20 protein-coding genes and 1 pseudogene are annotated in these 23,244 nt (G+C 58.8%); 13 read left to right on the plus strand and 8 right to left on the minus strand.

The annotated features are described in order from the left end of the window. The first annotated feature begins 223 nt into the window (after nucleotides 1-223). Complete coding sequence (locus tag ASC97_RS09325) at nucleotides 224-706, plus strand: ProQ/FINO family protein (RefSeq protein WP_057468101.1); 483 nt, start codon at nucleotides 224-226, stop codon at nucleotides 704-706. A 76-nt stretch (nucleotides 707-782) separates the two neighbouring features. Here ASC97_RS09325 and fhuB read toward each other — a convergent pair whose 3' ends face one another. The 5 genes from fhuB to ASC97_RS09350 form a co-directional block, all read right to left on the minus strand. Beyond that, entirely contained in the window at nucleotides 783-2,777 is a 1,995-nt protein-coding gene (fhuB, locus tag ASC97_RS09330) for a Fe(3+)-hydroxamate ABC transporter permease FhuB (protein WP_082529935.1), read from the minus strand. Then, nucleotides 2,761-3,633, minus strand: coding sequence for an ABC transporter substrate-binding protein (locus tag ASC97_RS09335; RefSeq protein WP_057468102.1), 873 nt, complete (start codon nucleotides 3,631-3,633; stop codon nucleotides 2,761-2,763). Before ASC97_RS09335 ends, fhuB begins: the two co-directional genes overlap by 17 nt. An 84-nt stretch (nucleotides 3,634-3,717) precedes the next feature. After that, nucleotides 3,718-5,901 carry a TonB-dependent siderophore receptor gene (locus ASC97_RS09340; RefSeq protein WP_057468070.1) on the minus strand — a complete coding sequence of 728 codons (2,184 nt, stop codon included), beginning with the start codon at nucleotides 5,899-5,901 and terminating at the stop codon, nucleotides 3,718-3,720. Nucleotides 5,902-6,080: 179 nt separating this feature from the next. Next, nucleotides 6,081-6,965: a helix-turn-helix domain-containing protein gene (locus tag ASC97_RS09345; protein WP_057468103.1), complete on the minus strand. Its 885-nt coding sequence runs from the start codon at nucleotides 6,963-6,965 to the stop codon at nucleotides 6,081-6,083. 133 nt (nucleotides 6,966-7,098) lie between these two features. Beyond that, nucleotides 7,099-8,106 (minus strand): LacI family DNA-binding transcriptional regulator, encoded by a 1,008-nt coding sequence (locus ASC97_RS09350; protein ID WP_057468071.1) that lies wholly within the window; start codon nucleotides 8,104-8,106, stop codon nucleotides 7,099-7,101. 180 nt (nucleotides 8,107-8,286) lie between these two features. Between ASC97_RS09350 and ASC97_RS09355 the strand changes: the two genes are divergently transcribed. The 8 genes from ASC97_RS09355 (at nucleotide 8,287) to ASC97_RS09390 (ending at nucleotide 16,021) form a co-directional block, all read left to right on the plus strand. Next, nucleotides 8,287-9,315 (plus strand): ABC transporter substrate-binding protein, encoded by a 1,029-nt coding sequence (locus tag ASC97_RS09355; protein ID WP_057468073.1) that lies wholly within the window; start codon nucleotides 8,287-8,289, stop codon nucleotides 9,313-9,315. A 78-nt stretch (nucleotides 9,316-9,393) separates the two neighbouring features. Continuing rightward, entirely contained in the window at nucleotides 9,394-11,628 is a 2,235-nt protein-coding gene (locus tag ASC97_RS09360; RefSeq protein WP_057468074.1) for an ABC transporter permease, read from the plus strand. Beyond that, nucleotides 11,625-12,689, plus strand: coding sequence for an ABC transporter ATP-binding protein (locus tag ASC97_RS09365; protein WP_057468076.1), 1,065 nt, complete (start codon nucleotides 11,625-11,627; stop codon nucleotides 12,687-12,689). Before ASC97_RS09360 ends, ASC97_RS09365 begins: the two co-directional genes overlap by 4 nt. Before the next feature lie 34 nt (nucleotides 12,690-12,723). Further along, a complete protein-coding gene (locus tag ASC97_RS09370) occupies nucleotides 12,724-13,524 on the plus strand; it encodes an inositol monophosphatase family protein (RefSeq protein ID WP_057468077.1) in 801 nt (266 codons plus the stop codon). A gap of 130 nt (nucleotides 13,525-13,654) precedes the next feature. Further along, on the plus strand, nucleotides 13,655-14,569 hold the full coding sequence (locus ASC97_RS09375; protein WP_057468079.1) for a DnaJ C-terminal domain-containing protein: 915 nt from the start codon (nucleotides 13,655-13,657) through the stop codon (nucleotides 14,567-14,569). 2 nt (nucleotides 14,570-14,571) lie between these two features. Next, nucleotides 14,572-14,916 (plus strand): chaperone modulator CbpM, encoded by a 345-nt coding sequence (locus ASC97_RS09380; protein WP_057468081.1) that lies wholly within the window; start codon nucleotides 14,572-14,574, stop codon nucleotides 14,914-14,916. A gap of 30 nt (nucleotides 14,917-14,946) precedes the next feature. Then, on the plus strand, nucleotides 14,947-15,432 hold the full coding sequence (locus tag ASC97_RS09385; protein ID WP_057468082.1) for a cupin domain-containing protein: 486 nt from the start codon (nucleotides 14,947-14,949) through the stop codon (nucleotides 15,430-15,432). A 115-nt stretch (nucleotides 15,433-15,547) separates the two neighbouring features. Continuing rightward, nucleotides 15,548-16,021, plus strand: coding sequence for a VOC family protein (locus ASC97_RS09390; RefSeq protein WP_057468084.1), 474 nt, complete (start codon nucleotides 15,548-15,550; stop codon nucleotides 16,019-16,021). 45 nt (nucleotides 16,022-16,066) lie between these two features. Here ASC97_RS09390 and ASC97_RS36210 read toward each other — a convergent pair. Then, nucleotides 16,067-16,162, minus strand: a pseudogene (locus ASC97_RS36210) (DUF6615 family protein); the annotation flags it as partial. Between the two features lie 234 nt (nucleotides 16,163-16,396). Between ASC97_RS36210 and ASC97_RS09395 the strand changes: the two are divergent. Beyond that, nucleotides 16,397-16,612, plus strand: coding sequence for a hypothetical protein (locus ASC97_RS09395; protein WP_057468104.1), 216 nt, complete (start codon nucleotides 16,397-16,399; stop codon nucleotides 16,610-16,612). A 1,377-nt stretch (nucleotides 16,613-17,989) separates the two neighbouring features. On the opposite strand, the gene ligD is transcribed toward ASC97_RS09395, so the two are convergent. Then, nucleotides 17,990-19,039, minus strand: a complete 1,050-nt coding sequence (gene ligD / locus ASC97_RS09400; protein WP_057468085.1) for a non-homologous end-joining DNA ligase — start codon at nucleotides 19,037-19,039, stop codon at nucleotides 17,990-17,992. Nucleotides 19,040-19,168: 129 nt separating this feature from the next. Continuing rightward, entirely contained in the window at nucleotides 19,169-19,453 is a 285-nt protein-coding gene (locus ASC97_RS09405) for a DUF982 domain-containing protein (RefSeq protein WP_057468087.1), read from the minus strand. A gap of 645 nt (nucleotides 19,454-20,098) precedes the next feature. Between ASC97_RS09405 and ASC97_RS09410 the strand changes: the two genes are divergently transcribed. The 3 genes from ASC97_RS09410 (at nucleotide 20,099) to ASC97_RS09415 (ending at nucleotide 21,469) form a co-directional block, all read left to right on the plus strand. Continuing rightward, nucleotides 20,099-20,359, plus strand: a complete 261-nt coding sequence (locus ASC97_RS09410; protein WP_057468089.1) for a hypothetical protein — start codon at nucleotides 20,099-20,101, stop codon at nucleotides 20,357-20,359. Nucleotides 20,360-20,594: 235 nt separating this feature from the next. Then, nucleotides 20,595-20,816 carry a DUF982 domain-containing protein gene (locus ASC97_RS36215; RefSeq protein WP_443216736.1) on the plus strand — a complete coding sequence of 74 codons (222 nt, stop codon included), beginning with the start codon at nucleotides 20,595-20,597 and terminating at the stop codon, nucleotides 20,814-20,816. A 314-nt stretch (nucleotides 20,817-21,130) separates the two neighbouring features. Beyond that, nucleotides 21,131-21,469 (plus strand): hypothetical protein, encoded by a 339-nt coding sequence (locus tag ASC97_RS09415; RefSeq protein ID WP_057468105.1) that lies wholly within the window; start codon nucleotides 21,131-21,133, stop codon nucleotides 21,467-21,469. Nucleotides 21,470-23,244 lie beyond the last annotated feature (1,775 nt).

Genomic DNA, 23,244 nt, shown 5'->3' on the forward strand with positions numbered 1-23,244 from the left:
CAGTGGAGCTGCTCCCAACCCCGAGGGGTGCGCGAACGCAATACATCTGACGCGCCGAAACACTATCGTCCGATGATCGTCAATATTTTATGAAGATCGGTTCATAATCGCCACATTGGAAAGAAACAGAACAAAAAGCGCCACTCGGCGCCTCATTGTCCCGATTTGTCATGAAAATTGCATGTTTTCCTGATTACCCGTGTGCATGAAGGAGAGCAATGCGATGACCAAATCCGGAGCCGAAAGCAAGGGCGCCATTACCGCTGGCGCTGCCGACATCGAGAAGGCGAAGGCTATCGCGGCATTGCTGATTCAACCGATCGGCCTTTTGCCGCAGGCATCGGGCGATCCGATCAAACCCTTCGCTATCGGTGTCTGGAACGACATCCGGGTGCTCTTGAAGCCGGACACGCCTGTGACTTCACTGCGCCGGGCGACATCTGCCTACACCCATTCCAAACGATACCTTTTCGCCTGCGCACAACCCGATGCATATCGGCACGGTATCGACGGTACCCCTAGTACTCCGGTGTCCGACGAAGACCGGATCGCGGCGCAGCTCGCTGTCACGAAGTTAAAGAACAGCGCGTCGGAGCCCCCTTCCCCACCGCCACCGTCCCTCCAGATGCCACCTGATGCGACGAGAGCCAACAAGATCCGTGCCGGGATCCTTGGCCGCAGTCAGCGCAAGGCGTCATCGCTCTAGCCGGTTTGGACATCGACAGACCTCGAGGCGGTTCCCGCATCCAAGGCACGCCGCTGCTCTCCGGAGCACGACCAGCCTAGCTGGATGCTCCGTTTTTCCGTGTCAGAAGCCAGATGAGATACGGGCCGCCGATCAGCGTCGCGAAGAGGCCGACGGGCACCTGATAGGGATAGATGACGATCCGGGACAGCCAATCGGCCACCATCAGGATCGACGCGCCGATCAACACGCTGGCCAGCATTTGATGACGCTGCTGCCGGAAGCCGAGCAGCCTGGCCAGATGCGGTGCGATCAGTCCCGTCAGGGTAAGCGGCCCGACAAGGAACGACGCAATGGCAGTCATGACAGCGGCGATCATCGCCAGCAACAGGCGGCTACCTCCAACCGAAAGCCCGAGCGAGCCGGCGGACACCTTCCCGAGAGACAGGATCTCGACCCAGCGACCGAGGAGCAAGAGAGGAGTGACACATGCAACGAGCGCGGTGACTGCAATCCATGCCTGCAAAGCACCTGCCCTGTTCGTTGAGCCCGAGAGCCAATTGAGGAGGATGTAGCCGCGCATATCGCCTTGAGCGAGCACCATCGTCACAATGGCCATCGAAAATGCACCGATGGCAATGCCGGCAAGAAGCATGCGTTCGGGCGCAAAATGGGCACGTGCCGAAATAATCATCATGACGATCAAGGCGGCCAGCGCTCCAAGCGACATGGCGACAACCATCACCGCCGGCGAAGGAAAGGCAAACAAGAACAACGCGATAGTCAAGCCTGCTCCACCACCGGCGCTTACACCCAGCACTTCGGGGCTTGCGATCGGATTGCCGGTCACGCGCTGCATGACGAGACCCGCAATGGCAAGCATTGCTCCGGCGCCCCCGGCTGTTACGGCGCGGGGAAGCCTGTAGGGCAGCAAGTCGATGAACAGCTGTTCGGAAGCCAGGTACCAGCCGTCCGGTCCGAGGCCGATCACCAGAGCTGCAGACAGAAGCACGAGGAGAGCGATCAGCAACAGCATGAGCGCGGCTACGGGTCTTTTCCGCCGTGCCGGAGAAAGTGCCTGGGCGGCTGCCGCCGCCGTCGAATGGACGCGCGGAAGAAGCAAAAGCAGCAATGGCCCACCGAGCAATGCCGTTGCGGCCCCCGCCGGCGCAATATCGGAAAAACCGGGGCCGAGCAGCTGCGCCAAGGCGTCGGTGACGAACAACAATGCCGCGCCTGTCAGGGGCGACGCAATCAGGATCTGCCCTGTCGTCCGGGCACCGAGAAGCCGCGCAGCCGCGGGTGCAGCAAGGCCGACAAAGCCGATGATCCCTACGACCGCCGTGACGGAAGCGGATAGCCAGACACCGAGCGAAAGAACGGCGAAGCGCGTCGAATGAAGCGCGACACCAAGGCTTTTTGCGCCGCTGTCGTCCAGCGAGAGCATCCGCAGCGGCCTTATCAGCAGCAGCGCGGCTGAAAAACCGAGCGCCAGGCGTGGGAAAAGCGAGATGACCCCATTCCAGTCCTGCTGGCTGAGCGACCCCGCCCCCCAGATATAGATGGACATGGCATATTCGCCGCGCGACAGGATAATCGTCACGCTCAGGGCCGATGCGATCAACGTGACAATCATGCCCGACAATGCGACCGTCACCGGGTCGAGCCCCCGTCGCCAGCTTAAACCCAGAACGATTGCGACAGCGCCAATCCCTCCTGCAAACGCCACGACCTCGCGCGCCATGCCGATCAGAAGCGGCGAAAAACCGATCCCGGCCGTCAGCGCCAATTGGGCGCCCGAGGCGATACCGAGTGTCGACGCGTCAGCGATCGGATTTCGAAGCACGCGCTGAAGGAGTGCGCCGGACAGCCCGAGCGCCGCACCGGCGACAAGAGCAAGCACTGCGCGGGGCATGAGGCTATCCCAGAAAAGGATCGCATCGAGAGAAGCCTCGGCCGCAGGCAATCTCGGGCGCAACAACACGAGCGCCGCAAAAACCGCAAGGCAAAGGCCGGTGACGACCAGGCTCATTGCGGCAGGTGAAAACTGCGTGCGCTCCCGCGGCATCCGATGGCTAGCCGTTCCATGCATGGGTGAGCCCTTCCATGAGGAGATCGGCAAACCGCGCCGCGGCGGGCAATGCACCATAGGGATTGACCGAACCGAGCGTCAGGACGCGACGCTCGCGAACGGCGGGCAAGGCATTCCAGAACGCGCTGGTACTGAGGGTTGCCATCGCATCGTCTGGCTGCGGCGGAATGAGGATGATCCAAACGTCTGGCATCGAGGCGAGCGTTTCGATTCCGACCGGTGCCATCGCCGAATATGCGCTCGCGCCTTGCCAGGCGTTCGTCAGGCCAAGGCGTTTCAGCACCTCGCCGAACATGCTGTCGGAGCCAAATGCGCGATAGTGGCGTGCGTCGCCAAGATTGATCGGCAGGATGGCGCGCCTGTCCCCCCGCGTAGCAGCATCGCGATACCGCTTAAGTTTCGCTGCCAGCTCTTCCGTCAATCGAAGGCCACTCTCCAGCCCGAGGCGGCTTCCGATCGCGACCGTCGCACGCTCGGCAAGGTCGAAGGGGCTTTCACCGGGTGCGTAGATTGTGTGGCTTTCAACCGGAGCAATCCGGGACATCAGGCCATCGGCCCAAGCGTAGAAGTTCGAGTTGAAGATGAGGTCGAGTCGGGCAAGGCGGAGGGCCTCGAGGTTCGGCGTTCCTCGCAAGCCGAGGTCGGCGACACCTGGCGGAACGGCTGGCATCACCGCGACTTCGCGGAACTGGCGAAGTTCGGTTCCGGCAACAACATCCGCGCCAATCGCGAGCAGCGTTTCGAGCAGTGCCCAGTCGAGTGTCGCGACGCGTGGCGTCGGCGCCGCGCGTACGATGGCGGGAGCAGCGAGCACTGCTGCCACCGCCATGAAATGTCTGCGTGTGATATCCGTCATGACCGCCAAGCAAATGCGACTGGAGCCAGAGGCGAGCCTCTTTCGTCCAGCCGCTTAAAGCAAAAGCTTACTTTTGTTGTCAACTTACCATTTCTTGGAAAGCTTGAAGGTAATCGTCCGGGCGTCGCCGTAGCCACAACCGGTCAAATCCTTGCAGCTCGCCACATATTCCTTGTCGAACAGGTTCGCGACATTGAGCGAGGTGGTCCAATTTTCCTTCTCGTAGCGAATGGCTGCATCGAATATGGTAGCCGCCGGAACCTTGAACGTGTTCGCTTCATCCGCCCACGACCATCCCTGATGGCGGACGCCAGCACCGAAGCTCATACCCTCGAAGTTGCCTGAGGTGACGGTGTAATCAAGCCACATCGATCCTGCGAATTTCGGCACGATATAGGGTGAGTTACCGATCAAGGCCGGATTCTGGCCGTTCTCGGTCACTTCCATATCCGTATAGCTCAGCGAACCCAAAAGCTTCCAGTTGTCGTCGAGATTGACCTGTGCTTCAAGCTCGGCACCTCTGGACTCGACCTCACCGAGTTGTGTGATGACATTGAGCGTGCTGCTGACCGCATTGTTGCGCTTTTTGATGTCGAATACAGAGGCCGTGATCAGCCCGTCAAAGAATGTGGGCTCGTATTTGACGCCGGCTTCCACTTGTCGTCCTTCTTCCGGCTCCAGAGGGCCTGACGCGGCGGTTCCGACCAATGGGTTGAAGAAGGTGGAAACGCTGACATATGGCGTGACGCCGTTTGCAAACTCATAGGCGAGACCCGCGCGACCGCTCCACGCCGTGTCGTACGAGCGATATGTGGTGCCCCTCACCGCGTCAGAGTCGGTATCCACATAGTCGTAGCGCCCATTCAGCGTGACCAGCCAGCCGTTGCCGAAGCGTATCTGGTCCTGGGCATAGACGCCGACCTGCTGTTGGGTGACGATATCATCGGCGTAAACGAAGTTTGCGCCCTGCGGGGCGCCGTAAACCGGCTGGGTAGCACTGATGGGGGTTGCCCCGCAGCAAGCCTGCCAGTCATCCAGACGATAGTATTTGTAGTCCAGCCCGACCATGAGGTTGTGCGTTGTGCCTGCAGCCTCGAATTCCGTTTCGGCATGGTTGTCGATTGTAACGGTATCGACTTTCGATCGACCTTCAAAGCCGATGCGGTTTAGCTGGTAGTTGGGAGCGGTTGGAACTCCACCAACGTATCCAAAAAGGTAGGGTCCTTCTTCATGCTTGTAGAGGTGTCCGTAGCGGAAACTCTGGCTCAGCTTCCAGCCGTTGTCGAACTCGTGGCTGATGTCGTAGCCGACCATCTGCTGCGCATAGACGCCCGAGTCTATATCAGGCTCGCCGTAGAAGGCGTCGCGCTTGATCTTGCCGAAAGGCGCATCCACGACAGTGCCGACATAGGGGAAGAAACCGTTGCCGGTATGGACCTGGTCGAGACCACCGGCGTGAGCCCACACGTTGACGCTGGTCGTCGCATCCGGCTCGATCGTCAGCTGGGGCATGATAAAGCCGCGCAGGTCCTTGGAGAAGTCGGAGTAATTGTCGCCGCCCGCCACTTTGCCGGTAAGACGGTAGGTCATGGTATCGCTTGTGCCGAGCTTGTCTGAAAAATCGAACCCGGTGAAGGCGTTGCCGTTGGAGTTGATGCCGATCTCGGTGTAGTAGAGTGGGTCGTCGGTCGGGCGCTTTCGCACAAGGTTCACGATCCCGCCAGGGTTGGCGCCACCCACGAGAACCGACGATGGCCCCTTGAGGACTTCTACACGTTCCAGCATGAACGGATCGATCTGGAAGCCGCCGAAGCCGTAGCTGAACAGGGGCAGATTATCCATGAACACGCCGGTCTGCGTGGCGTCGAAGCCGCGGATGAAGAACCAATCGGTATCGGGATCGTTACCGTATGGCTGCGTCGTGACGCCCGGCGTATAGCGCAGCGCTTCATCGATCTTGTTGGTGACGCCGCGATCATCCAGTTCCTGCCTGCCGATGACGGAAACCGATTGCGGAATGTCGATGATCGGCGTGGCAATCTTCGAGCCTGTCGTTGTGTTTTTCGCGACATAGCCGTTGACCGGCCCAATGCCGGTTGCGTCGGCGGCGCCGTTGCCTGCCGCATTGCCGGCAGCCCCGCCCTGGATAATGACAGGCTGCAGTTCCGTCGCATCCTGCGCCAGAGCCATTGTTGCGGTAGAGCCCAGCATGGCGACGCCCGCCAGGAGCTTTGCCCTGAAGATGAACCGGTCGGCTTTCGCGCCCATATCTATTCTAACCCTACTCAACGCCATTTGCCGCCATCACGACGGGCTCGGCCAATGCCTACGAATAAGATGAGTGATTAACTCAATTTTAAGGGTGCAGCTTGTCGTGATCCGGGACGAATTGAACGTTCTTGGGCAATTTTTCACGGGGCAAGTGAATGCCCGGGCCGCTGTGTCCTTCAAGCCACGCGGGTCTTCTTCCAATTGGCCGGCGTCGTTCCGATATTCTTGCGGAAGACGCGCGTGAAATGCGCCTGGTCGGAAAATCCCGTTTCAGCGGCAATCACCATGAGCGGCTGCTCTCCCTGTAGAAGGAGCTGTTTTGCGCGGTCCAGCCGCGCGTTCATTTGCCACTGGTGCGGCGCCATTCCCGTGGACGCCTTGAAGGCGTGGCTGAAATGGGATTGCGAAAGACCGGCGAGCCCTGCCAGTTCTTCCAGCCGGATATTGCGCATGCAGTGTTCGTGAATGAATTCCGTCGCCTTTCGCAACTGCCATGCCGCAAGCTTGCTGCGCTTGCGAGGAGCAACCTTGGCGAGGTTCATGACATCTATGATGAGAGCGAGCGACAGGCCGTCGCCGTAGAGATCGTGAAGGGGGGTCGGGTTCAGGCATTCAGCGGCAATCAACCGGGCAAGCGTCAGAATGCGCTCATCCGAAAATAGCAGGCGGGCATCCGTCAGCCGCACCGGATCAAGCTCCTCCATCAGCCGGCGCCCAACGATGTCGGCGTCGAAGTGAAGGTCGAGGTGGCGAAGATATTGAACGTCGGTGAGGTCGGCCCAGAGTTCCAGGCCCGCCGGCACATAGGAAATCGGACGCCGTTCCGTGTCCTGTACTCCTCCTTTGCCCCTGGGGGTCAGCCTGATCTTGGAATTGCCTTTCCCGTGCAGGTCGAGCAGGATGAATAGACGGGGATCGTTCGCGACATAGAAGCCGCCGGCATGAGGAGCGCATTCAACGTCCCACACATCGGCGACGATGCCGTTCCAGGATCGGCGATGAAGCCCTCCGAGCACGGAAAAGCCTTCGATCTTGTTCTGCATGCTCGGTTGAAATGTCATGGGCAGGAAAAGCACTATACCTTCATTTGTTACTCATGTTTATCGCATGCGATCGCGAATGGCAATCTGCCGCCGCCCAGTCGTGGCGTCGACATTAAGGGCCCCTGAGTGACCGCTCGGCACGATAATCTGGTTACCCGCCCCGGATAGATCCGCGCCAGATCAGCTCCGCCGTCAGTCGGACGGAATGATCCTCGCCGTCGGCATTTTCGGCCTTGCTAAGCCATTCGACAGCATGGGAGGCGATCATCGAAACCGGTTGTGCGAAGGTCGTCAGGTCGTAGGAGGACCACGACGCTTGCTCGATGTCGTCGAAGCCTGCGATGCACAGCTGATCGGGGACGGAAATGCCGAACTGATGGCGCGCGGCATCCATGAAGCCGCAGGCAAGAAGATCCGTCGCACAGAAGACGGCATCCGGCCGTTCGGTGCGGGTCAACATACGCTGCGCAAGCACCTTTCCAGCCTCGTAGCCGGTCCATCCGTAACGCTCGACAATCACCTCAATACCGAGCCTTGCCGCCGCGGCAATGAAACCACGCTCGCGCCCCATCAGGCTCGGCGTTCCCGCCTCGGAGTTGGCAAAGGCAAGCGTGCGGCAACCCGCGCGAACGAAGGCAGTGGCGATCCGGCCGCCCGACTCGTAGTCGTCCAGATTGATCTTGAGCGGCCCCGGCTGATCGTCATCGCGATTGATCAGCACCAGGCGCTGGCCATTGCGCAGGCAGAGCTGCGTGATGGACTTGTCGGGAAGGCCGGACAGAATGACCGACGCATCGGCACGGTAGCGAATTGCCTGACGCAGTGCCCTGTCGACACTGCCATCTGAACGATCCGTGTTGATCAGCATCGCGACCTTGCCGGCATTCTGAAGCTGCAGCGTCAGTTCGCGCAGCAGGGCGGAACGGTAAGGCGTTGCAACATCGGACACAATGAGGCACACAATACCGCTCTCGTTGCGCATGAGACCACGGGCGAGATGGTTGACATGATAGCCGAGCGCTTCGGCGGCCTCGAGGACGCGCCTGCGCGTATCGGCCGAGACACTCGCGCCGGGTGTAAAGGTTCGCGAGACGGCCGAGCGGGATACTCCCGCCCTTTCGGCGACTTCCTGCGCACTTACGAATAGTTTCGACGACATCAACGCGCTCCCATTGCACGGAGCTTTGCACGATATTGCACTTGCGTGCAATGGCGGCGATCACCGCATTTGTGAAGTTTTTGTGAAAAAATTGTTGACATCGGTTTCAGCGATGTGCACCGTTTGCACACGCTTGCAAAGCGACCGGCGTGGAGGCGCCGCAATCACCAGGAGGAAAATATGCGATCGATTAAATTGGCCGCGGCAGTGCTTGCCGCGGGTGTGTCCCTTGCTGCTTATTCAGCGCATGCTGCCGGCGACCTCAACCTCATTTGTTCGGCCGACCCCGTGGTTTGCGATCTGATGAAGGAGCTCTTCGAGAAGCAATCCGACGTCAAGGTCAACATGGTTCGTCTGTCCGCTGGCGAGACCTATGCGAAGATTCGTGCCGAAGCACGCAACCCGAAGACGGATATCTGGTGGGCCGGTACCGGAGACCCTCATCTGCAGGCCGCTGCCGAAGGGCTCACGCAGGAGTATAAATCACCACTTTTCGACCAACTGCAGGATTGGGCAAAGAAGCAGGCTGAAAGCTCGGGTTTCCGGACAGTCGGCGTCTATGCCGGTGCACTCGGCTGGGGCTACAACACGGACATCCTTGAGAAGAAGGGCCTGAAGGAACCCAAATGCTGGGCCGATCTCCTTGATGCGTCCTACAAGGGCGAGATCCAGATCGCCAACCCGAACTCGTCAGGAACGTCCTACAACACGCTTGCAACGCTCGTGCAGATCATGGGCGAGGACCAGGCCTTCGACTATCTGTCGAAACTCAACGCCAACGTTTCGCAGTACACCAAGTCGGGCTCCGCTCCGGTCAAGGCGGCCGCACGCGGCGAATCCACGATCGGCATTGTGTTTATGCATGATGCCGTCGCGCAGACGGTCGAGGGTTTCCCGATCAAGGCCGTCGCACCGTGCGAGGGCACGGGCTACGAAATTGGTTCAATGTCGATCGTCAAGGGTGCGAAAAACCTGGACAATGCGAAGAAGTGGTACGACTGGGCGCTGAGTGCTGAAGCGCAATCGCACATGAAGGACGCAAAGTCCTTCCAGCTCCCTTCGAACAAGTCGGCCGAAATTCCCAAGGAAGCCCCGAAGTTCGAGGACATCAAGCTGATCGACTATGACTTCAAGAAGTTCGGCGATCCGACTGTGCGCAAGGGGTTGCTCGGCCGCTGGGACAAGGAAATCGGCGCCAAGGCGAACTGAGACCAAGGCAGACGCGGCCGGAGGCAACCCTCCGGCCGCATCTAGTCCGACACAACTCATTGGGATGCACATCCGCTCATGACCAACAGCAATCGAAGGCTGGATATCGCCCTCTTCTTTGGCGCCGCCGCATGGGCGCTTCTGCCATGGTACCGGGTAGAGGGAGGCTTCTTCGGTCTCGGCTGGGTCTCCGGCTTTGGAAGCGCGGCCTCCACGGCACCTGGCCTGCTGGAGATCATGCGCTACGGCCGCCCATGGCTTGCGGTCGCGCTAGCGCTTCTTGTAATGGCAGGTCTCGCGCGCTTTGTCTCCGCTCCATCGCGCCGCGGCGCATTGCTTGCCTGGGCCGGCGGTCTAGGGGTCATCTTTTTGACCCTCCAGGGGCTGGCGATCAATTTCTCCGGTTGGAGCTGGACGATCAGCGAGACCCTGTTCGGCCCGCTTGCCGACGGCCAGCCATCCATGGGGGCGGGAGCGATCCTCACGGGCATCGTTTTCGTTCTCCTCTTCTCTTTTGGGCTTGCAGAACGCGGCGCCATGAGGGGCGATGTCTTCGTGGTGAGCGCGATCACGATGCTGGTTGTCCTGGTGGCGATCTTTGTTTTCTATCCAGTCGGCAGCATGTTTATCGGGGCTTTCCAGGCCTTCGACGGTTCGTTCAATCCGGACGGCTTTATCAGCAATATCCAGGACCCTTCCATCTGGAGCCTAAGCTGCCTGACGGGTGGCGATCGCTGTGGCGTTGCCTGGCGCACGCTTTTCCTGGCGATCATGACGGCCAGCGGCGCGACGCTTCTCGGTCTGTGCTTTGCACTCGTCGCCACCCGCACGCGCTTTCCCTTCAAGAAGGGATTGCGATTTCTGACCATCCTGCCGATTATCACGCCGCCATTCGTGGTCGGTCTGGCCTTGACGCTGCTCTTCGGCCGCGCCGGTGTCATCACGCAAGCTGCCGCATCGATCCTTGGCACGGAGCCGGGTCGCTGGCTCTATGGTTTGACCGGCATCTGGATTGCGCAGGTCCTGTCTTTCACCCCGATCTCCTTTCTGGTCTTGATCGGCGTCGTCGAAGGTGTCAGCCCGTCCATGGAGGAAGCCTCGCAGACGTTGCGTGCCGACCGCTGGCGGACGTTCTGGCGCGTATCGCTGCCCTTGATGAAGCCGGGCCTGGCAAATGCCTTCCTGATCGGGTTCATCGAAAGCATGGCGGACTTCGGCAACCCGATGGTCCTCGGCGGCAGCCACGGCGTCCTGTCGACGGAGATTTTCTTCGCGGTCGTCGGATCTCAGAACGATCCATCACGCGCAGCAGTTCTGGCGATGATCCTCTTGTTCTTCACCATGTCGGCATTCATCGCACAGCGCTTCTGGCTGTCGGGCAAGAGTTTCGCCACCGTCACCGGCAAGGGAGACTCCGGCGTCCATATCGCCCTGCCCCGCGGCCTGTCGATCGCCGTGCATGCGCTCGTTATCCCCTGGATGATCTTCACGATCGTCGTCTACGTGATGATCCTTTTCGGCGGCTTCGTGCGGACATGGGGCTTGGACAACACGCTCACCTTCGAGCATTACATCAAAGCCTTCTCGATCGGGTGGCGCGACGATGGCGGCCTTGCGTGGACTGGCGTTGCCTGGAACTCGTTCTGGACGACCATGGAGATCTCGCTGATTTCGGCACCATTGACGGCCGCCGTCGGCTTGCTCACGGCCTATCTGATCGTGCGCCAGAAATTCGTCGGCAGAAATCTCTTCGAATTCGCGCTGATGATGAGTTTCGCCATCCCCGGCACGGTCATCGGCATCAGCTACATCATGGCGTTTAACCTGCCGCCGCTGGAAATGACGGGCACCGCCCTCATCCTCGTCGCATGCTTCGTCTTCCGCAACATGCCGGTTGGCGTGCGCGGCGGTGTTGCGGCCATGAGCCAGCTGGACAAGAGCCTCGACGAAGCCTCGCTGACGCTTCGCGCCGGCACGTTCCGGACGATCCGCAAAGTGATCCTGCCGCTGCTGCGTCCGGCGATCACCGCCGCATTGGTCTACTCGTTCGTACGCGCCATCACCTCGATCAGCGCTGTCATCTTCCTCGTCAGCGCCGAGTACAACATGTCGACCGCCTATATCGTCGGCCTTGTCGAAAACGGCGAATATGGCGTGGCCATCGCTTATTCCTCCGTGCTGATCGTCGTGATGATCACCGTCATCACAGGGTTTCAGCTTCTCGTCGGAGAACGGAGGCTGCGCAGGGAAAACCGCGTGGGCAACATTATCCAAGGAACGGCCACATCCATCGGTCAGGAGAAAACCGCATGAGCCTGAAATCTCAAGGTTCCGTCGTCTTCGAGAACGTCCGCAAGACTTTCGGTGCGTTTACTGCGATACCGGACCTGTCCCTGACGATCGAACCCAGCACGCTTGTCACCCTGCTTGGGCCTTCCGGCTGCGGCAAGACCACCACATTGCGGATGCTGGCGGGCCTGGAGCATCCGTCGTCTGGCCGTATTCTCATCGGCGGCAAGGACGTGACGATGCTGCCCGCCAATGAGCGTGACGTGTCGATGGTGTTTCAAAGCTATGCGCTTTTTCCGCACATGACGGCGCTCGACAATGTCGCCTACGGGCTCGAATCTTCCGGTCTCAAGCGACAGGAAGCGCGCGAACGCGCCGAGGAGGGTCTGCAGCTCGTGGGGCTTGGCGGAATGGGCAAGCGTCTGCCCGCCGAATTGTCCGGCGGCCAGCAGCAGCGTGTCGCGGTTGCCCGAGCACTCGTCCTGGAGCCTCAGGTTCTCCTTCTGGATGAGCCGCTATCCAATCTCGACGCGCGGCTTCGCCGCCGCGTGCGCACGGAAATCCGCGAACTGCAGCAAAGACTGGGTTTCACCGCAGTCTACGTGACCCACGATCAGGAAGAGGCGCTTGCCGTCTCGGACCGGATCATCATCATGAAGGAAGGACATATCGCACAGCAGGGGGCGCCCCGCGAACTGTACGAGACACCGACCTCTGCCTTTATTGCCGACTTCATGGGCGAGGCAAATGTGATGGCATGCGATGTCGTTGGCGTCGACGGGAACAATGCGACGATCAGCATCGCGGGTCTTAAGCACCGCGTCGTAGGACGCAACGCGAAGACGGGGCCGGCCCAGCTTGCGATCCGGCCCAACGCCATCACCCTTTCGCCACGCCTGGCAAACAGTGCTTTCAACGGTCAGATCACCCACGCGGCCTACCTTGGCGATCACGTCGAGTATGAGGTCAAGACCAGCAACGGAACGCTGTTCGTTGTCGACCCGGCTGTCGAGACGGCGCTGGAGCCATTGACCGAAGTCGCGATCGGCTTCAAGGATCGCGGCATCGCGCTTATCAGCGAATGAGTACAATTATCTGTTTTACAAAGGAAATGTTGCAATGACATCGCATGCCATACCGGGACTTGAAACGCGGCTGGCGCTCGCCGAAGCGGTTGCCCGCGAAGCGGGAGACGTCGCCCTCGACTATTTCAAGCGTCGTGAAACGCTTGTTATCGAGACCAAGAGAGACCCGCAGGACGTTGTATCGATCGCAGACCGCGAAGTCGAAAACCTGATCCGCGCGAGATTCCACGAAGCCTATCCGACCGACGGCATCCTGGGTGAGGAATATGGGCTGACGAGCGGAACCTCCGGTTTCACCTGGGTCATCGACCCGATCGACGGGACGAGCCCATTCGTCAACGGCATGCCGAACTGGTGCGTCTCGATCGGCCTTCTTTACGGCAACGAACCCGTCGTCGGCGTTATCTCGGCGCCCTGCCATGACGAGCTCTATGCCGCAGCACTCGGCATGGGCGCCAGGCTGAATGGCAATGCGCTGACGCTCGATCCCGCTCGCAACATCAGAAATGCCGTCACCGGTATTGGTGCGAACAACTACGTCACGCCAGCCTTCGTCGCCAAGATGGTCGAGGATCTTCTCGGTGCCGGTGGCAACTTCATTCGAAACGGTTCGGGGGCGCTGATGCTTGCCTACGTCGCAGCCGGACGCCTGGTTGGCTACTACGAGCCCTACATGCATGCCTGGGACTGCCTTGCCGGCTACTGCCTGGTCAAGGAGGCGGGAGGCTGGTTTCATCCCTTCCCGACAGAAGGCGATCGATTGACCAAGGGGTCGCCGGTCCTTGCAGCAGCACCCGGCGCAGTCGACGATCTGCGCAAGATTGCAGGGGTCTAAACCACAAGGTCCATGGCATAGGGCAGATCGGCGGCTTGGCGCTCCGATCATGCCCTCGCCGGATGGCAAGCGGCATCCTATATACGTGGCGACAAGCCGGCGCTGTCTGCCGGCTGAACCGGAGACATGTATGAGCCGCGATCCATACGAGCTTCTAGGCGTAAAGAAGGACGCCACGCAGAAAGACATCCAAAGTGCCTTCCGCAAGCTCGCCAAGAAGCTGCATCCCGATCTAAACCCGGGTGACAAGAAGGCGGAGGACCAGTTCAAGGAGGTTTCCACCGCCTACGAGATCCTCAGCGATGAGGAAAAGCGCAAACGCTTCGATCGCGGGGAAATCGATATGACTGGCGCTGAACAGGCACCGCGCAGCTATTACAGGGACTACGCATCGCAATCGGGCGCCGGCGACCCGTACCACAACAGCGCTGGTTTTGCCGATTTCGGCGATCACGACGATATTTTCTCCAGCTTCTTTTCGGGCAGGACACGTGGCGGACAGTTCCGGTCCAACGGGCAGGACCGTCACTACTCCTTGGAGGTCGACTTCCTCGATGCCGTCAATGGCGCCAAGACCCAGATAAAGCTACCGGATGGGCCGGCTCTTGACCTGCAAGTTCCAGCCGGAACGCGCGACGGCCAGAGCTTGCGCCTGAAGGGCAAGGGCGAACCGGGCATCGGCGGCGGTCCGCCGGGTGACGCACTGGTCGAAATCCGGGTGCGGCCGCATCGTTTCTACGTCCGCGATGGGGACGACATCCGCTTCGATCTTCCGATATCGCTATCGGAGGCGGTACTCGGCGGAAAGGTGCGCGCGCCGACGCCGTCCGGCCCTGTGAACCTGACATTGCCGCCGAATTCCAACACCGGGAAGGTCCTGCGGTTGAAAGGCAAGGGTGTGCCGAAACGCGGCGGCGGTGCGGGCGACGTCTACGTGACGCTGAAGATCGTCCTGCCCGACACGCCCGATCAAAAGCTCGCCGACTTCATGGCAAGCTGGACGCCAGCCAATCCGCAGGATCCGAGAAAGAGCATGGGAGAGTAACCATGAATGATCTTGAATTGCGCCGCTTCCTGAAGATCGACGTGACGGTGCTTGATGTCTGGGTAGAACAGGGATGGCTTCTACCGGAAGCCAATGAGGGCAACCGCGAGTTTCGTGACGCTGATGTGGCGCGAGGTCGGCTGATCCTCGACCTCACCCAGGAAATGGGCGTCAACGAGGCCGGCGTCGATCTCATCATGGATCTTGTCGATCAGATCCATGGCCTTCGCGGCACACTTCGCGACATGCTGTCTGCCATGGAACAGCAGGACGACGAGGTGAAGCGCAGGCTTCGTGGCAAACTCGACGCCCTTGGCCGCACGCGAGGTGGGCATCGCGACAGTTGAGTGTTTGCATTTGGAGACGGAGGTTGACCATTGAGCCGCGATCATAGCCACGACGACCACCCGGAGCCCATCGACTGGCGGGAGAACGGCGTGAAAGTCATTCCGGGCAACTCGCTTGACCCGAATACCGCGCAAACGCCTGGGATGAGCCGCGCGACGGCCATCAACAATGCGCGTGCCGGCGCCGAGAAAATCTGGGCGGGTACCGTCACCATTCATGCCAATGCCAAGACCGGCGCTCATCACCACGGCGATCTGGAAAGCATCATCTATGTGGTGAAGGGCAAGGCGCGTATGCGCTGGGGCGACCACCTCGAATTTACGGCAGAAGCGGGACCCGGTGATTTCATCTTCGTCCCGCCCTATGTGCCGCACCAGGAAATCAACGCCAGCCGGGATGAAACTCTGGAATGCGTGCTGGTGCGTTCGGGTCAGGAGCCTGTGGTCGTCAATCTCGACATTGAACCGATCGAGCAGCCCGAAGACGTCCGATGGATCGATCCCATCCACAAATAGCAAAGCTTGCTGTTTCGAGATAGCACTCCACCGCGGCAATAAATGACGGGAGAATGCAAGCTTGCCTCCTATTTCAGGGAGCAAACGCTGCTCCAACAGTCGAAAGGCCCAGGCAATGGCAAAGAACACGATCTGCGTATGGTACGACAAGGACGCTGAGGCTGCCGCCCGATTTTATGCCGAAACGTTTCCCGACAGCGCAGTCGGTGCGGTCATTCGTGCCCCTGGAAACTATCCCTCCGGGCAACAGGGAGATGTTCTGGTCGTAGAGTTCACCGTTGCTGGTATTCCCTGTATCGGCCTCAACGGCGGTTCGGCGTTCAAACACAACGAAGCCTTCTCATTTCAGATCGCGACTGACGATCAGGAAGAGACCGATCGCTACTGGAATGCGATAGTCGGCAATGGCGGACGGGAAAGCGACTGCGGCTGGTGCAAAGACAAGTGGGGTGTCTCTTGGCAGATCACGCCGCGCGTGCTGACCGAAGCGCTGGCCGCTGGCGGCGATCAAGCAAAGCGTGCCTTCGATGCGATGATGACCATGCAGAAGATCGATGTCGGGGTAATTGAGGCAGCTCGGCGTGGGTGAGGTCTCTTGGCTACTGCCCTCCGCGAGGTCTAGCGGCGCGGCAAAGATCCAGTCCATATCGCCGCCGGTCGTCGGCTCGTTGGGAAAATCGATGCGTATGCCTAGGGGCTCCAAGCCAGTTAACCTGGCTATGGAGGACATCGGTCACGCTTTCCTCGCGGGAATTTCGTTTCAGGCCACGATTTGAAACGGTATGCGCGAGGGACGCGCCCTTGCCAAGGCGCGTCGAACGGGCATTTCAACCGACGGCCTTACGGCCGATGACAGCGACAATTGGAAAGCAAGCCTGTGAGGGCGATCGCTGATGAGCGAGTGGTTGCGATTGCACCACTTCGGCAGCAGTATTGGATCGTGCCGGGAAAAAAGGAGATTGCCATGAGCCTTCCAGAGATCCGAGAGAAGTATCGCGAAAAGATCGAAGAGCACCGCGAGCAGATCCGGCAAATGGAGGAGAAAGACGCCCGTCATTTCCGGAAAGAAGGGAACGGCCCGTTGTCCGACATCACGGATGAAATTAAGGCCGAATATCATCGGCACATCGAGACCTATGCGGCTCTCATAGCCGAGATCGACGCCATCCTCGGGGTTTGACATCGAGCGCAGAGAAAGATGAGCATCCGAGCGACAGGATTTAATGGATGCAAGGATATCCAGCATCGGCCCTACCGCCTGGTGGCCGCTAGGCCAGTGCCCGCTTATAGAGCTTAGAAGGATGCGGCGAAGAAATAATTGATCGCCTTGAAGCCCGGCGGCTTCACGGGCGACGGCAGACCTTCCGCGAAGAAAGCTAAAAGCTGGATACCCGCGAGGAAATCTGGTTGCGCAAGGCAGGGCCCGAAGCGTGGAACCGTCGGTCTTCCGTGGCGCCGATCGGACATTTGCGTTCTTGCTGGTCAACCCGTTGAGGGAGAAGATCCGGCGCGCAGTCTGGTTGGCTCGCCCGCCGAATCTTCTCGTCGCACAGGGGTAGATGCGATGCCTAAGAATGCCGGTAGCCGACCGCGGTCGCTACACTGGTTCGCGAAGGTAGTGAAGCGGAAGTTTCTTTCCACCGGCACGGTCCCAATCTGGATCATGAAGGCATTCTTCCGCAGCCCAAGGCTGCATTAACAATGTATTAAAGCGCAATTTGACGTAGCAGAATTTTCTGCGATGTTCGCCCCGGGCACATGAGGGATTAATTCGTGACTTTAGGGATTTGGGCTCGGCGTATCGGCGCCGTGGTAATGGCGCTCGCGCTGGCGAGCTGCACGACAACGCAAGCGGAGTTCGTCAAAAAGCCGGCCGCGGTAAGTAAGGCAGCTCTCTGCAAGACGGTCCTTGAGACGCCGGATCCAATATTTCAGCAGCAGTTATATGCGGAAATCTCGCGTCGAGGCATGACGATACCCGACTGCCAGTTGATGGTGCAGCACCAACGAGAGGCGGCCGCGGCGCTTGTTGCCATCGCAGTTGTTGGTACTGCTGTAGCGGTTTGCGCTAATAACTGTGGAGGCGGAAGCTACTACAGTCCCCCACGGCGCTATCCCGGCAATTGCCAATATGACTGGCAGTACGATGCCGCTGGCAATAAGTGCGGCAACCGAAGCGCTATGTCTCGACCGGGTGGATGGTGATAATGAACTTCGTCAAACTAAAGCCGCTCGTGCTCGTCGCACTGCTCTGACTTGTTCCAACCTCGAACGCACTTGCTTACTGCTCGGAGCCAAGCACGCCATCGTGCTCGAGCAGATACGGTGAGTTTGACGATGAATTGGACTTCGATCGATGCAAGCGCGAAATGGAATCCTACAAGGACGATGAAGGCGGTAACGTTCGCTTTTCGATGCAGGCGCTGAATTTGCCGTTCGCACCAATGTGTCGGTAAATGTTGCGCTCAGCGCCGAATACTCGGGTGATGATATAGTTTAGGGCGGTTCGCAAAACTCAAGTATCGCCGGTGAGTAGCAGGCACTCTCACATCTAGCGTCAAACCTTTGGATCAAGCGCAAACACCGCCGCATTATCCTGCACCTCGCGCAATCCCTTGTAGGAAGCATGTCGCAGCTTCCCGTCATGCGTCCAGGCGCGATATTCGATCTCGGCGATCAGCGTGGGCTGTGCCCAGACGATGTTCTTGCTGCTACCTTGATAGGTAAGAGGTGGCGTTTTCCGTGTCAGCCGATCGAGCATCTTTCGGAGCTGGAGCGCATCACGCTCTTTGAAGCCTGTCCCGACTGATCCGACATAGACCAGGTCATTCCCCCTGCGCGCCGCGAGCATGAGACTGCCAATGCCGCCCCGCGCCGACAAAGAGTACTCGTAGCCGACGATCATAAAGCTGTCGCTCTGAATACACTTGACCTTCACCCAGTCCCCGAACCTGCCAGACCGGTAGGCGCTGGCCCTGTCTTTCGCGATAATCCCTTCCAAGCCGTGCGCGCAAGCCGCGCTGAAAATCTCGCCGCCATCGCCGTCGATCTCCTCAGAGATCCGGATAGCGCCTTCTTCCCAACGAAGCAGCGTCTCAAGCAAATACCGGCGACTGGATAGCTCCATGCTCCGGATGTCGTGGCCGTCGAAGTAGAGAAGGTCGAAGGCGTAGAGCATCGCGTCGCCGGCCGGGAGCTTGCCGCCTCGCCCGCCGAGAGAGTTCTGGAGTCTGCCGAAGTCCGGCCTGCCCTGTTCATCGAGCACGACCGCCTCCCCGTCGAGGATGGCTGTCGCGACGCCGAGCTTCTTTGCAGCTTCTACGATACCAGGAAACCGGTGTGTCCAGTCATGGCCGCCGCGGGTGATCACACGGACGCGCTGCGGCTCGATATGGAGCGCAACGCGATAGCCGTCCCATTTGATTTCGTAGGTCCATCCGGGACCTATAGGTGGCTTTGATTTAAGCAGCGCCAGACATGGCTCGACGCGATCTGGCATTGAATCGAATGGAAGGTGCGGCTGCGCGGGATCGCGTGGTTTGCGAACGCGTGTGCGGAGCGGCTTGTCGTCCGCCAGCAGCGGCTTGGATCGGGGGGCTTTTGCCATTACCGGACTACATCAGGAATCTCTAAAGAAGACTTGAACATTAGCATGGCCGCGGTTAATCTGCGTTGTATCACCTGACGGTGCCGCTTATTGACTTCCCGAACCCCGCTATGGCGGGGTCTTTTTTTGTCAGCTGGCCTTCCTAATCTCTTCCATGTCGTCGGGAAGCACATGCATCCCTGCCGCGTGCGCCGCATCGACAAACGCCTTCCGCGCGGTTGTTGCGTCGGCGGAGAACTCAAGGGCCTCCAGAGAGCTTACAAGCGCCCGTTGAAATGGCGCACCTTTGGTACCAGGCCAGCTGGAGCTGAGAAGAAGTCCCGACAACCGATCGACCGTTTCGGCCGGCTCGTACCTACCCATGCCGCCTATCTCGACCTGAAGCGGAATAATGGGAACGCGAGTGACATCCATAGCAACTACCCCCTTGACAAGCCGCGAATCAATAGATGGTGAATGATTCGTTTTCTTCCAGATTGACTCTTGTAAATGAGTAGAACGTAAACGGAACATGAGCGAATACCGACCGAAATACAAATGGCGCGCAACGTGGCCCGGAGGGAACGGGACGGGAAGCCGCTGCAGGATTTTCAAGGCTGGGATGGGTGTCAGTCGGGCGCATACGGCTTGAGGACGCCGGGCCGATGAAGGGCAAGTGGCAATGGAGCGGCCACGGTTCCAAGCGGGGAATCAAAGAGCGACTTCTGCCGCATCAGGGTCTATGTCCCTATAGCTCGGGAAGCATCAAGAATGGTCGAGGACTATTATGAGCGACTATTGAGACACGATGGAATGAAGGGCAGCCACGATTTCGAATGAAGGCCACTCCAATGCCCCAGCCGCGAATGTACATGTCGAGCATCTATGTTCTGTGGCAGATTACGCACAGTGGGGAGGTTTCGGCTTCTCTTCCGCGTCCACAGTTGAAATGCGCTGGTGGTGGTGGGAGCACTTTCCTCCCAAAGAGGTGCCACGTCGATGATTGTAACGCTTCCCTTATCCGTTGACCGCCATTGATACGGAATTTATTCTGAGGCGAAACTAGAATCAGTTCCCCAAATGACAAAGAACGACATCAACCACGTGCAGCACGGATGGGCGCTCCTCGCGCTGCGTCTCCCCGGCATCCGAGCGCTTTCCGGATCTGCTCACCATATTGCCGAACTGTGTGAATCCTACAGCCTGGCCAATCTCTACCTTGATAAGCTTCACCGCGAGCGGCCGAATGACCCAGCGGTCAAAGAATATGAGGAATTGCGCCGCGGTATCGAGCAGGAAGTAAGCTACTACCTTCCATGGTTCAGCCGGTTAGCCGGGTAAGCTACGGATGAAATAGTAGAACAGCGTCCTATCTCATCCCTATCGAAGCACTCTAGCGCGATGTTCAGCACGTCTCTTGCCCTGCCACTTTTGGCGGGGCATTTTTGCGAAGGTCGACGTCCCTGGCTCTTGAATGAACCCGTCAATTTTTTACGTATTGCTCAATCGATATGTGGGCGTAAACATCTTCCGGGCTGGAGGTATTGCGTTGGACACTCGTTGGAACACACCACTAATGATCGCGTGCCCCCGAGGGGGTGATGTTTACACCATTGCCACGACGCGGGACGCTTTGAAATTCCTGACAACAGCATGGCCGGTCGCCCAGGGCAGAGCTTTTGCAGCTGCCAAAGTAGCCTGCGAAGCGCTTCCTCGCAGCCGCAGACGACGCGAAAATCGCATACGAATTTATCGCCGTTGCGACGCCATCCGAGCCAATTCAAGTGATCCGAAATGAGTGAGGGGCTGAGGGTACTTTCCAAGGAACCAAATACCTCGACGGCGGTTTCTACCACGGTTCGCGTCGCGCGGACTCTCCAACACCAAAACCGCCACGTTGCCCCGGCGCCGCGCAATGCGTCATAAGCGCTTCATGATGCTTTGCTTAAATAGGAAGGCAAAGGGCACCCCTGCCTTTGCTTGTCTTTCCCACTCGCCCGCATTTCGCGGACATTTTCTTGTCCGGCTTAATCCTTGTCACTGTTTTTGATAAGGGTTGCACGTGACGGTTTTATGACAGATGGTGTCGCAAAACGACGAATGGAGGCAGCAATGGGCGAGAAACGGAAGCGGGTTTATGAAGCCCTCCTAGACGGCGCGACAGAGGGTCATTCCGATCAAGCACTCTACGAGTTCGTCATGGAGCGCTGCCCGAAGGCGACCAGTAAGAAAATTGTACGTGCGGCTCTGCTTGCACTGACCGATCCGCACGTGACCGACAGAAATGTCCTCCATACTATCTACGCCCTAGCGATAGAACATCGAATGGACGAAGTCGGCGCGGAGTCCGATCCGGACGATGATGAAGACCCATCGGAAAAAAGTCCGGTACTCCGCAAGCTGAAGAAGAAGGCCCTCGCTTCGACATCGTTGGAAGCCCCCAAGGACTGAAAGAAGTATGCGGCTTCTGACCTGCCGCACCGGCACACTGTCATCAACGGTTCATATACTGGCACTAGACCCCCCGCCGGGAGGGATGTTTTGAATGCGGTGATCGCTCTTGCTGTCACCGCCATCCTAAGGACAATACCAGTGAACCGTACATTCTACGTAGCTGCAGCAGTCGCTGCGCTTCTCAATCTTTCGACTTTTGCGCCAGCTCAGGCTGCCCCAGTGTCATCAACACAGCAATCCAGCCGAACGGCAGTAAGTAAGCAACACACGGCGTCGACGACCCCGTCGACCAATGGCACGCTCACTCCCCGCATGATGGATCGCAAGCATCCGATGAATCCAATCTGTGCCCTGGGCTTTAAGCCGCACGCCCCCTCCAGCTGTCATTATTGACGCGCTAGCGTCACGGCTTATAGCACCTCTTCAGGTAGTGTTCCTCAGAGGATGAAAGAGAGGAACAGCGCCTGTTACCCATCGAAGCACTTTAGCGCGATGCACAATTTGCCCTGCCACTTTTGGCGGGGCTTTTTTCTCGATTTAGATTGCAACTGACGACCCTCGCCCCTCGTCTGCTGGTACCTGTTCAAGGAACCATATTGCTCGAAGGCGGGTTTCCATCACGGATCGCGTCGCGCGGTCTCTCTAACCACCGCGATACACCCTCCCCGGTGCCGACGATGATCCAACCCTCTTAGGGCCCCAAGGTCCTGCGCGAATTACCCGGGTTCGCGAGCGAGATGCCAAGCAAGAGCGTGAACCCAATGATTGTGGGATCTAACCGACCTGACAAGCCTCTGATTTCAGACGCTAACAAGATGTCAGCAGATATTGGAGGATATTGTCGCCGACATAACGTCCCATTGTGGTCGAGCGAGGCATCTCGCATTCGAGCGATCCTCATCGAGATCTCGGAACAGGGCGTGCGAGATGCGCGTCGTGAAAGCGTCGCTAACGTGAAGGAACAAACCTAGCCGAGCGAAGTTATAAGGTTGGATCTGTCGACCTGAACGTTCATCCCTGCTTCCAGCTTTACAACTAGGGCCGAGGCGATCCGCTTCTGCGCCAGAAAAACGCCAGCCAGCGGCGAGAGACCCGCGCTAGAAACGCCGTCCGTCTGCTGGTCCACCTGAGCAACCCTTAAGTTGGTAGCGATTGTGGACCGAGCTCGCTGGCCGCCCAGATGGCCTACATATCAAAAGCTTTATGTGATTCAGTTTCAATTTATCAATTAGGGTGAAAATTCCTTCAGGCGCACGAGCCTGTCCTTACAGAACTCTGACCATCGATATTCGCTAGCGGGAACAAACAAGTTCGTTGGTCGTTACACGAGCAGTCAGCGACTTATCACTTCCCCCTCGCTGGCTCCCCCAAAACTGGCCCCGCACGGGGCCTTTTTTTGATATCTGATGCCATGGCGGGCAGCCGGGATGGCGAATGAAGCCCCTCGAACATCCCAGGCGCCAATGTCCACGTCGAGCATTCATTATGTTCTGTTGCCGGTCGCCAAGTGGGGAGGTTTCAGCTTTTCTTTGGCATTTACAGTTAAAATCAGCCCGTTGCGTCAGCCCTACCCCCCTGGGCGTCGGAAAGGAGACGCGACGGCCACAGCGATCGAGTGGGCCATCGCCGCCTCTACAGCCAGCGTGCTTTGTCCTTCTGTATCAAGACCGAAGTTGGCAGACCAAACGACAACACCGTCGCTCTTTCGAACCAGTCGCGCGTTTGATCGCATTTGGCGGTTCTGCAATCGAACGCTTCCTTGAAGAGTATAG

The organism is Rhizobium sp. Root1203 (assembly GCF_001424945.1).
GTDB lineage: Bacteria > Pseudomonadota > Alphaproteobacteria > Rhizobiales > Rhizobiaceae > Rhizobium.